Origin of the sequence: Aurantimonas sp. A2-1-M11, assembly GCF_036549475.1 — a bacterium.
Classification (GTDB): Bacteria; Pseudomonadota; Alphaproteobacteria; order Rhizobiales; family Rhizobiaceae; genus Aurantimonas.
On record NZ_JAZHLI010000096.1, the window covers coordinates 1 to 10,361 of the forward strand.

At 64.0% G+C, this 10,361-nt stretch carries 10 protein-coding genes; 9 read left to right on the forward strand and 1 reads right to left on the reverse strand.

The annotated features are described in order from the left end of the window. The first annotated feature begins 120 nt into the window (after window positions 1-120). The 8 genes from VQ042_RS23090 (at window position 121) to VQ042_RS23125 (ending at window position 7,493) form a co-directional block, all read left to right on the forward strand. Window positions 121-1,209: a hypothetical protein gene (locus VQ042_RS23090; protein WP_331822639.1), complete on the forward strand. Its 1,089-nt coding sequence runs from the start codon at window positions 121-123 to the stop codon at window positions 1,207-1,209. After that, a complete protein-coding gene (locus VQ042_RS23095; RefSeq protein WP_331822640.1) occupies window positions 1,199-1,789 on the forward strand; it encodes a hypothetical protein in 591 nt (196 codons plus the stop codon). Before VQ042_RS23090 ends, VQ042_RS23095 begins: the two co-directional genes overlap by 11 nt. Before the next feature lie 548 nt (window positions 1,790-2,337). Continuing rightward, entirely contained in the window at window positions 2,338-3,321 is a 984-nt protein-coding gene (locus VQ042_RS23100) for a hypothetical protein (RefSeq protein WP_331822641.1), read from the forward strand. Window positions 3,322-3,399: 78 nt separating this feature from the next. Then, entirely contained in the window at window positions 3,400-3,762 is a 363-nt protein-coding gene (locus tag VQ042_RS23105; protein ID WP_331822642.1) for a hypothetical protein, read from the forward strand. After that, complete coding sequence (locus VQ042_RS23110; protein ID WP_331822643.1) at window positions 3,762-6,062, forward strand: AAA family ATPase; 2,301 nt, start codon at window positions 3,762-3,764, stop codon at window positions 6,060-6,062. Before VQ042_RS23105 ends, VQ042_RS23110 begins: the two co-directional genes overlap by 1 nt. Before the next feature lie 99 nt (window positions 6,063-6,161). Next, window positions 6,162-6,488, forward strand: coding sequence for a DUF6634 family protein (locus VQ042_RS23115; protein ID WP_331822644.1), 327 nt, complete (start codon window positions 6,162-6,164; stop codon window positions 6,486-6,488). Window positions 6,489-6,818: 330 nt separating this feature from the next. Further along, a complete protein-coding gene (locus VQ042_RS23120) occupies window positions 6,819-6,962 on the forward strand; it encodes a hypothetical protein (RefSeq protein WP_331822645.1) in 144 nt (47 codons plus the stop codon). A 123-nt stretch (window positions 6,963-7,085) separates the two neighbouring features. Then, complete coding sequence (locus VQ042_RS23125) at window positions 7,086-7,493, forward strand: hypothetical protein (RefSeq protein WP_331822646.1); 408 nt, start codon at window positions 7,086-7,088, stop codon at window positions 7,491-7,493. 401 nt (window positions 7,494-7,894) lie between these two features. Here VQ042_RS23125 and VQ042_RS23130 read toward each other — a convergent pair whose 3' ends face one another. Continuing rightward, entirely contained in the window at window positions 7,895-9,079 is a 1,185-nt protein-coding gene (locus VQ042_RS23130; RefSeq protein ID WP_331822647.1) for a hypothetical protein, read from the reverse strand. Window positions 9,080-10,033: 954 nt separating this feature from the next. Between VQ042_RS23130 and VQ042_RS23135 the strand changes: the two genes are divergently transcribed. Next, on the forward strand, window positions 10,034-10,336 hold the full coding sequence (locus VQ042_RS23135) for a hypothetical protein (RefSeq protein ID WP_331822648.1): 303 nt from the start codon (window positions 10,034-10,036) through the stop codon (window positions 10,334-10,336). Window positions 10,337-10,361: the final 25 nt, after the last annotated feature.

Below are 10,361 nucleotides of genomic sequence, written 5' to 3' on the forward strand. Positions count from 1 at the left end.
GTGCGTCCTTATCAGCGTCGGTCAGCAAGCGTCGGGGCGGGTGAGTCATGGGAATCTTGACTCATATCCAGCCCCTCAAATCAAGACAGAATGCCACCGACGTGAGCAGTTACGCCGCTGGTGCTCAGAGATCCGGGGGAGACTGGCCTGACGATCCGTGTTTCCGGTAGAAGTGCCGGCTGGTTCCTCAAGTGGAATGGGAAGTTCAAGCGCCTCGGCGGCGTCGGCAGCCCCGATGTCAGGGCGGAACGTCGAGAGAGTGGCTACATCTACACGGGGAAGGATGCGGTCGAACTCGGAGGCCGGGTCCGTGAAATGATGAAACTCGGGCTCGATGTTGATGCGTACCTCGCGGCCCGCGCGCTCGGCGTGGGGCATGAACAGGCCAATGCTACCGGAGCTTCGATTGCGGCGCGGGACAGCGGCGCGTGGACATTTGCGATCTTGGCAGAGCGTTACATTGCAGAGAGCATTTCAAAGCCCACGATCACACGCACCGGCGCAGTCAAACCGGAGAGCCAGAAGACGATCAAGGAAGTACAAGCCCTTTTCCGTCATCCTGACGTCGCAGATGCCCTGAACAGGAAACTTGCGCGCGACGTCCAAAAACAGGACGTCGAGGCCATTCGGGATCTCTGGTGGGACGCCGGAGCGAAGGGGCGCCAGCAAAAACTGATTGTTTACGTAAAGTCGGCGTACAAATGGGCAAAGCGACGGCATTCCGCGGCGCAACTCGATGATGTGGCCCCTTGGTGGTCTGAGCTTCAGTTCAACGCATACGCATCCAAGGCAGAGATTGCCAAGATGGAGGGAAAGTTGGCGACGCCGCCGTTAACCGCGCGCGATGTTGCGATGGTCCTTCACATCGCCGAGCGCAATCGCGTTGCGCCGGATCGAAAGATTAGACTGGAGACGACGGAAATAGCACTTGCTGCTCTTTGGTGGGTCGCACTAACGGCGCAGCGAACACATGCCGCCTATCAGGCCACCATCGATCGCATCGTCGACAGAACTCGGCATGAGGGGTGGTACGAAGTCTCCTGGATTCCTGTCGACATGAAAAGCGGACGACACTTCACCCTTGCCATTCCCCCCATAGTCTTTGAACGGACGTTGGGCCGTGCCCTTCTCGATCCGCATCGCCGCAGAGATAGCGTCTGGGTTTTCCCGTCCTCAAGAACTAAACTCCGGGGGAAAGATGGTCTCTGATAAGCCTGTAAGCGACACGATCCTCATCAGTCTGCTCAAACGGCTGCGCGGGTTCAAGGACGGGAAGAAGGTGGCGGACGATCAACTCGCCGCAGCCGGTCTTCCTCATTTCACTCTGCATGAAATCCGGGATTCGCTCACCACGCACCTGGCTTCTCACACGAGCCTCCCAAGCGGGACGGCATCCGCGATCCTCGATCATGCCTCCAACGACGATGGAGACCATGACAATAAAGAAGCGAGTGTTACCCGAGAATACTACAACAAGTCCGAGCGACTGGGGCTAAAATATGCAGGCTTGGAGGCATGGGCCGAGGCTGTTTTTCACGAATATGAGAATATCGACAAACGGTATCGTCTGGAACGATCTCGCGGTCAGCTAGCTCGACGCCCGGTGATGCCGACGAAGAAGACAGCCAAGCGAGTTCGAGAACGAGCTGAAGCCGAGTGGGCAGCACTTGCCCAGCGGAGTGCGATAATTGCGAAGCAGCCAATTTCTCTTGATCTAGCGAAACTGCCGCGAGCCTCTGACGAGATAGAACTTGAACCACATGAGTTCGTCTCCCTCAGCGATGAGTAGTCGGTCGGTGGTCAGCTAGGCGTCTGCATCTGTTCGGATGTCTGTACTGATCTCAAGCAGGAAGCGTGAGCTCGCCCTTAACCATTCCGGCGTCGAGGTCCCACCGACGCCTTGCGATCGCAGGTTGAAGGGCTCACCTTCCTTTTCGGGCTTTGGATCACCCTGAGCCGACATGAGACGGCCCCCGCTGGTGTTGACGCACCGAACGAGGGCCTGACCCGCAACCTGGATAAGAGGTCTTGGGCTATGACGAGCCATAACTGCTTCGTCCCTTCGAGGAAAGAACGAGAAACGATGACCGCGCGGCCGAGCTGCCCGCGGAGATTGCACCGCGCGTTGATGCCGCGGTCGCAAACAGCCCGCGCCTGAGGCGCAGCACCCGTTCCGTCTTTCCAATTCAAACGATCACCGACCACCGACAGACCCGATGAGGCTTCGCCTCATCGCTGCCGCCGTGCGCCGTTTCCCAGCCTTTCCGGCTCGCGCCGCGACGTTCCCGGCTGCTGTCGCGGTTGGCGCTGATCGTCTCCCACTCGAAGGGATTTCTCATGCTTCGTTCTTCGAAGGGTGCCGCCGCGGCTGATGCCGAGCGTCCCCGCTATTCCTGCCACGTCCGGTTCGCGGACATCGAATCCGACCTCGACGCGCTGATCGGCAAGGCGGTCACCGCCGTCGCCACCAGCACACCGTCCCCGGACGCGATCCTCGGCGACTTCATCGGCCTGGCCTCGCTGATCCGGTCGGTCTCGTTCCACGAGGGCAAGCTGCTCGAACAGGCGATCATTGCCATCGGACAGCGCAATCCGGACCTCGTCGTGCTGTGGCAGTCGTTGCGACTGCCTGTGACCCCGGCGGCGCTGGAGGCGATCGCCCACAATCGGAGCGGCACCTTGCAGGGCCTGAGCTTCGATGCCGACGCCAGGACCCGGGTGACCTACACGCCCGACCTCGTGGTGGTGAACTGCCGCTATCGCAGCGCCGTCATCCTCGACGTGAAGCGGTCGGTCGCCTCCTATCTCGACACCCACCGCCTGGCGGAACTGAAGACCCGAATGCTGGCGACATCGCTGATCCTCCCCGACTGGCTCTACAAGGAGCACAAGCGATTGGCGGTAGACACGGTGGGGATCGCGATCGTCGACGGCGCCAGCGCGCCCAGCGACCATGCGAACGGCATCTGGGCGATGGACGAGATCGACGACCTCCTGGAGATCGAGGGCGCGGCCGAGGCGATGGCCGAACTGCGCCGTCGCTTTGGCGTCGAGATCCGCAGGCAGCTCGTCGCCGAAGCCCGGAGGCTGGTCGGCACGGATGCGTCGCTGCTCTCGCGTCCCGGTGTGGGCGATACGGCTCATCCGGAAGAGGACGGCCTCGACGAGCGCGCCACGATGATGGGCGACGACATCGCCGATGGCGCGGCGTTCGCCCATCAGGCTCCCGGCGACCGGATCGGAAAAAATTTCCGATCTGCGTCCCCACCGATACCGCGCAGCATACGCTTCGGCTTCGCCAGGGCCCGCCTCGGCGCCTGATCCGGCCGCAGCCACTTCCTCATTCTCCAATTCAACCACGCCGCAGCCGCCTGAGCTGGCGCGGCGCACGGGAAAGCCATGTCCATGCACCACTCCACGCCGACCCCATCAAGCCAGCAGACGCCCGACAGACAGCTCCTCCCACAACAGCCGGGCTTCCTGCCCGCCCCTCCGACGGCGGACGCCACCGACCAGGAGGACACGGCCCTGCTGGTCGGCCTGTCGCTCTGGACCGCCCGCCAGCACGAGCGATACGTCGCCAGAACGAGCGCCCGGCCTGGTGACCGCCCCCGCCACAGCTACCCGGCTGTTCTCGTCGAGACCCTCAGCCGCCACGCCGATGCCGGGGACCCGACCTGCCGCCTCGTGCTGGACTGGTTGCGGGGCAAGGACCTCATCGTGGCCAACGCCGGACTGGCTCCGCGCGAAGGATCGGTCTGATGGCCGGGGGCAAGCAGCAGCGCAGGTCGCGCAAACGGCCTCCGGCGGCACCCTCTCTCGCCACCGCCACCGCCACCGCCGCGGCCAGCGGTGCGCACGCGATCGCCGAAAGCGTCGCCACGCTTCTCATGATTGAACAGGGTTTGCGACAGAGCGGGATCGGCGTCGGCACCCTCGTCGACCTGCTCGATCTCGAGACGTCCGTCGTCATCATCCGTGCCGAGGCCCGGGGCTTTGCCGACTCGGCGAAACGCCTCCTGGAAGCAGGCGCCGTGCTTCCCGGCCGGGCCCAGACCGTCGACCTCGAGCACATCCGTCCCGTAGGCCACATCCGGTTCACCGACGCCGCGGACGTCCGGTGGCGCATCGTGTCGATGCTCTGCGAGACCGACAACGCCGATCAGGAGAGTGAGGACGAGACAATCCTGCGCGTGCGGATCGCCCACACCGCCCGGGCCGGACATCCCCTGCTGGTGATCGCGGAAACGGATCGGATCCCGCCACTGCTGACGCTGGCCGCCGACCGGGTGCTGGATGCCGGGCGCCTCGACGCACCGACCATTGCCAGAACGGCGGCGCTGATCGCCGGGCACGATAATGGCCACGTGCAGTCGGCGATCGCGGCTGCATCCCTGGACCCGGCACGCCTGTCGGTCGGTGATCTGTCGCTGGCGATCCGGCCCGGCGTGCCGATCGACCGGATGATCGCCGTGCTGACACATCTGGCCACGATCGACGCCGACGGCGACGGCGACGGCGACGGCGAGGATGCGGGTATGGCAATGTCGGACGCCCGGCGCAGATGGTCCCAGGGTGATCGCGACTGGGACCGACCGCCAAACAGCCTGTCGGCGAACAGCGGGAATCGCCATCGCACCAGCAAGCGGGCTGCCTCCGTTCCTTCTACGTCGGAAGTCATCCAGCCGCAGCCATCGGGCGGGCCGCTGCGTCTTCGTGTCGAGACGCTGTCCGGCTACGGGGCCGCCCAGGGCTGGGCACTGGATCTCAAGGCCGATCTCGATCTCTGGCGCGCGGGCACCCTGCCATGGGACCAGCTCAGCTCGCGCCTGCTGCTGTCGGGGCCGCCTGGGACGGGGAAGACCACCTTCGCCCGGGCGCTGTGCAATAGCCTCGAGTTGCCGCTGCACGTCACCTCGGTCTCCACCTGGCTGGAGGCCAGCTATCTCGGCGATGTCATCAAGCAGATGAATGGCGCCTTCAGCGAGGCCCGGCGCAATGCGCCTTCCATCCTGTTCATCGACGAGTGCGACGGCATCGGCAAACGCCAGCCGCAGAACCGGAGCCATGCCGACTACTGGAACGCGCTGGTCAACAAGATGCTGGAATTGCTGGATGGGGCGGCCAAGTCCGAAGGCGTCATCATCGTCGGCGCGACCAACCGCCCGGAAGCGATGGACGAGGCCTTGAAGCGATCGGGCCGCTGGGAACGCCAGATCACCATTCCCATGCCCGACCGTGCGGCGCTGACCGGGATCCTGGCCCACCACCTCGGCGAGGACTGTGAGGCGGTTGTAGAGACCGCCCCGGGCGCGTCGCCCACCGCAATGGGTGCCCTCGACAATCTGGCTCGCCGCGCCGTCGGCCTGAGCGGCGCCGATATCGAGCGGCTGGTGCGCGAGGCCCGCGGCCATGCGCGGCGGCAGGGTCGCAGCCTGACCTATGGCGATCTCGATGCCGGGCTTGCACACCGCCGCGTCCGACGCTCCCGGGACGTGCGATGCCGCATGGCCGTACACGAGGCAGGCCACGCCCTCGTTCGCCGGGCGCTGAAGCTCGGCACCGAGGTCGCACTGACCATCGAGGATCCGGGCGGTGGTTACGCCGAGGCGACGCTCGACATGGACATCGTGCAGTCGCCGGAGTGGGTGCAGGCACTGATCGCCGCCCAGCTCGCCGGGCGAGCTGCCGAGGGCGTCGTGTTCGGCAACGTCACCGCCGGATCCGGTGGATCGGCAACAAGCGATCTCGCCAATGCCACCCGGCTCGCCCTGTCGATGGAGATCGAGCTGGGCTTCGGGGCCTCGCAGCCGCTGTTGCATCGCTCCATGGAAGCCGCCGAACTGCTGCTTCTCAACGAGAGTCCGCTGAGCGAAGCTGTCCACGCCCGGCTGGAGGCGGCGTTCGATCTGGCGACCCGCACGATCGCCGCGGACCGGGCCAGCCTGCTGCGTCTGGCCGACGCCCTGACCGAGGCGGGCAGCCTGAACGCGGCCGAGATCGCCGCCGTCTTCGCGACGGGCGCGCCGAGCCAGTCCCAGGCGTCCGACGGGTCTGGGTGACTCTGCCGGACGCTTTTTTCCCACGCCCATCACCGAGCCGACCTCACCCCGCAACGACGCGAGCCGCACCCGCTCCCGTCAATGAAGGACACCACCCCCATGAGCATCATCATCATGCCGAACGGCACCGCCCTTCACATGGACCAGGAACTGCATCTGCTGACCGAACTTCAGCGCGACATCGCCCGCATCGCCGAGGGACCGCACCCGACACCGCGGGATCTCGCCGATGCGCCCGTCCTCGAGCACTGGGCGCTCGGCGGACGCATGCAGCCGTGCCTGACGGGCGAGGTCTACGGCCATCCCAGGCTGCGCAGCGGCACGAACACCATCACCTCGCAGCTTCACCTGTATGCACCGCATCACGGTTATGCCCGCACGCTCAGCCGCTTCTATCGGCTGGGACCTCCGGCCAGCGACGGCTGAGGCTTCCGAGAAAGACATGCCGATGCATGTTCGGTGCCGGAGGCAGGCGGCGAAACCGATGGCTGCCGCCGCTGCCGCCCGGCATGATCTCGAGCCCGATGGACGTGTCGTCAACCTGTCATGCCTTCCCGGCAACGCATCTCAAATCAGGTCAAGTTGCGCTTTTCCGTTTCAATGCTCCGGATCGCCGTTGCGAACCCGTGGTTCCCCGTTGCAAAGCTCGGGACGGGCGATTCAGCGTCCCGGCTCAGGACGACATGCGCCGGAGCTCGCGGCCTCGCCAGCCCGTGCGCATCGATTCAAAGCCCCCGCACGTCGAGATGATTTGGAATGACGCAAGTCAAGTTGCGCTTTCCTGATTCAAAGCTCCGGACAGACGTTGCGAACCTCCACTTCCGCGATTCAAAGCTGCAGATCAGCGTTACGATCGTCGAGATTCCCGATTCAGGCGTGCAAACGCCGTTTGGCATTTGAGGCGAAGGCCGACGCGGTTTCCGACGAAGCCTTTAGATCTTGCGGGCTACATCTTGGCTGCGTCGGCCCCGCACACCTCGTGACGGTCGCCACGCGGTCCTGAGCAACGCAGCCGAGACGATGATGAGCGCCGACAGCCAGAAGCCACCCAAGCCCTCCAGATCGACCAGGGGAAAGAGCGCCCGCACGGATGACGAGACCCACAGCACGAAACGGGCGTCCCGCAACGCGCGTCAGGCGGCGTATCAACGCGAGTACCGTGCGGCACAGGCGAAGGCACGGATCCCCTCCCGGGACGATGTCGCCGCGGTCGCCTTCCATTGGTTCATCACGCTCTGCTTCGAGAAGAATGATGACGACGGGCTGAGGAAGATCAGATGGGAGGTCGTGCGCAGGCTCGTGGAGCTCGGCTTTGATCGCGAAGGGGCCGAGTTCCGGTTCGACGACCTGGTCACGCGCTACAAGGACGGCTGGGCGTTTCAGAGAAAGCCGCATCTCGGGCGGGGCCGCCACGATGAGGGCGATGACTGAGGTCTGGCGGTCTACGAGGTCGGCGGTAGGCCGCAGGTGGCATTGCCCTGACGCTGGCGGCGCTGTTCGGATACGGGGTGGTCGACGCTGCCCCACCCGAACTGGGCTGCTGCCTACTACCTGCTGGCTTCAAAGCCCGAGCTGACCGTCACCATCCCCTTGGTGGATACCCGTCGCTCATCGACCTGCCGATGTCCGTGACCGCTTGCGCTCTTCGGCTGCCACCTCCGCGGTCGGCTTGCCCGATCCAGTGGTGCAATCCATCAAACACCGTTTGCTTTTTGTCCGTTCGCCGTCATTACTTCTGCAAACGGTGTTTGTCAGCCGCGCGATTCAGAGAACGCGGCATCTGCTATAAACGAGGGGGCGGCCATTGGCCGCCCCCTCGTTTGTCTCGTAACTTACGAGGCCTCTGCGCTCCGCGGCTTGGCATCGTTCGCGACGTCGTTCGACATCTTGGAAGCCGTCGGCTCCTTCGCGTTCGGCCCATTCTTCAGGCTGATCACGGAAGCCTCAGACTCATCCGGCGCAGCCGAGGGTACATCATCCAGGGAAGGATCGCCGTCGACGTCAGTCTCATCGCGCTCCGCTGCCTCGATCACATCGTCGACGCTGGCTTCCCCGTCGGGTGAGTGGGACGTCAGCGTTTCATCGACGGCGTTGTCGGGTGCCGCTTCCGGCTTCGTCGCGGTGTCCGGTGCCTCCGTGACGAAGAATGCGTCACCTTCAGCTTCCCGCCCGAGAGCCCACCGCAGTCCGGGGACGACATCGTCACGGATACTCTGCCTCAGAGTATCCAGCGGTACGTCCGCGCCACGTCCGACGTTCAGCAGCGCATGGTCGAGCCGCCTCCATGTCGGACTGGTCCATTCCCGGATGTCCTCAAAGGCAGAGCCCATCCTTGCATCGGCAGCGTGGTGGAATCCGCATCCGGACATTCGCGAGAGCTCCATGCCGAGCCAGTTCGCGCGCGCCACCAAGCCTGCCAACAGCGCGGGCTTCTTGACCAGCAGGCGTTCGCTGTCCTCGGGATACACCTCGTTCAGGAAGGCGAGCAGTTCTCCGGCCACCTGGAACCAGCGCTTCTGCGCGGTCACGTTGCACTCGGCAACGAACGCCCTCAGTCCCGCCGGTCCGCCCTTTCCCACGCGTCCGCGCTGCTTGGCAGGATCCTTGTACTTCTTCAGCACCCGGGTCACGTCGGCACCGAGGAGTGTCTCGCCGGACTCGATGAGGTCGAAGATCTCGGTAACCGCCGCCTCGGGCGCGTTCGCCATCTCGTAGAGGGCCGAGGACTTCAGGCCGAGCCGGATCACCTTGTCCTTCTGGCCGTGGAAGCGCTCGTGCACCGCGACGTAGTTGCTCGCGGTGCGGGTCGTGAAGTTGACGCAGCGCTTGCGGACCCATTCCTCGTACCGCTTGGGCAGGCTCTCCTTCGCCTTTGCGAAGCGGCTGCCGAGGCGGAACACCTCTTTCAGGTTGTTGCGTGCCGCCGTCAGGCACTCCTCCTCGATCTCGAGAAGGTCCGTCTTGACCTCAGCCGGCACGCCGGTGAAATCGAAATCCTCCGCCTCGTTGGCGGGCATGGCCTGTTCGGCCGTCTTAATCTTCTTCGACTTGAGCTGCTGCTTCTGACTTTCTGCCACGTTGATCCCCTTGGTGAAGAAGCCTGCATGCTGTCGCGAACGATGGGCTGCTGGCTTCGAGGCGACGTCATAGGCGGCAGAGGTTCAGCCTTGTTAAAGCAAATCGTTAAAGTTGCAGGCGATGAAATATGCGCGCAATCTCGAGGCGGAGGCCTCCAATCCGGCTCGCCCGGGGAGGTGCCAGATCAGCAAATTTTTCCGAATCGCGCGGCAAATGCGTTGCCAGCGACAAACCAAGGAAGCGTGTCGCCGACTTCACTGTACGGCTGCATCGCGCTCCACCCGGTCACTCAACTGTCCTTTTGTAGATCCCGGAAGCTACCGTTCGAGAAAGCCGAGTGTTTACTGGCTGGAAGGTCCGGGTTTGGGACTTACCCGCCATGCCCGTTGCTGAGGCGAACGACTGCTCTTGGCGGGAGCGGATCTTCGGCATCCGCTGTGCGGCTTGGGATAGGCAAGCGTGGCCTGTGAATCATAACTCGTACATGCTTATCAGTAGGCTCCGCTCCTGTCCCACCGCATCCTGGCAACCCCGCCGGGCTCCGCTCCGTCCCGCTTATAGCCTCTCGGGGCGCGTGGCGCTCCGACCATCGCACGCGTTATCAGGGAAGAAGATCAGACGCCGGCACAACGATCGGACAAACTGGCGTCGAACCGTGCCGGCTATCTCTCATTCTCCTCCTGAACGCGGCGGAGGACTCGGCCTGCCGCTCAACGAGACGAACATCTGGTTCATCCGGCTTCTGGATTTTCCGCGCCTGCAACTAACTATTCTGATCGTCGTTATGCTCATTCTCTACTTAGTCGCGCGGGGGCGGCAATACTGGATAGGGATGGAATGCCGTCTATCTGCTCCGAATGACGATCAGGAGGCCGAGGGAAGCGTTGGCCACCATGAGGGAACAAACTGACCTGCCGCTCTACTTTGCGTCGGTTTTCGGAAGAGCTCGTGAAATGGAAGCGGGGCAACTCACCTTCGTGCTGCCCGATGGCCGCCGGTTCCGCGCGAACGGCGCGCGGCACGGCCCCACCGCTGAGCTACACGTGCATGATAGCGACCTTTTCGTGCGATTGATCCGCGAAGGGGACCTCGGGTTCTCAGAGGCTTATCTGCGGATTCCGACGAAGCCGGCCATGCATTCCAAGATGAAGCCGGCCACCTGTTCCGATTTCATTCCGGCCGCCGTTCCGATTTGAAGCCGGCCACCTCCTGATCTGATCC

What these genes read in the sequence shown, in the direction of transcription:
- VQ042_RS23095 (WP_331822640.1), top strand. Translation starts at nt 1,199, where the DNA reads ATGGTCTCTGATAAGCCTGTAAGCGACACGATCCTCATCAGTCTGCTC.
- VQ042_RS23100 (WP_331822641.1), top strand. Translation starts at nt 2,338, where the DNA reads ATGCTTCGTTCTTCGAAGGGTGCCGCCGCGGCTGATGCCGAGCGTCCC.
- VQ042_RS23105 (WP_331822642.1), top strand. Translation starts at nt 3,400, where the DNA reads ATGTCCATGCACCACTCCACGCCGACCCCATCAAGCCAGCAGACGCCC.
- VQ042_RS23110 (WP_331822643.1), top strand. Translation starts at nt 3,762, where the DNA reads ATGGCCGGGGGCAAGCAGCAGCGCAGGTCGCGCAAACGGCCTCCGGCG.
- VQ042_RS23115 (WP_331822644.1), top strand. Translation starts at nt 6,162, where the DNA reads ATGAGCATCATCATCATGCCGAACGGCACCGCCCTTCACATGGACCAG.
- VQ042_RS23120 (WP_331822645.1), top strand. Translation starts at nt 6,819, where the DNA reads ATGACGCAAGTCAAGTTGCGCTTTCCTGATTCAAAGCTCCGGACAGAC.
- VQ042_RS23125 (WP_331822646.1), top strand. Translation starts at nt 7,086, where the DNA reads ATGAGCGCCGACAGCCAGAAGCCACCCAAGCCCTCCAGATCGACCAGG.
- VQ042_RS23130 (WP_331822647.1), bottom strand. Translation starts at nt 9,079, where the DNA reads ATGCCCGCCAACGAGGCGGAGGATTTCGATTTCACCGGCGTGCCGGCT.
- VQ042_RS23135 (WP_331822648.1), top strand. Translation starts at nt 10,034, where the DNA reads ATGAGGGAACAAACTGACCTGCCGCTCTACTTTGCGTCGGTTTTCGGA.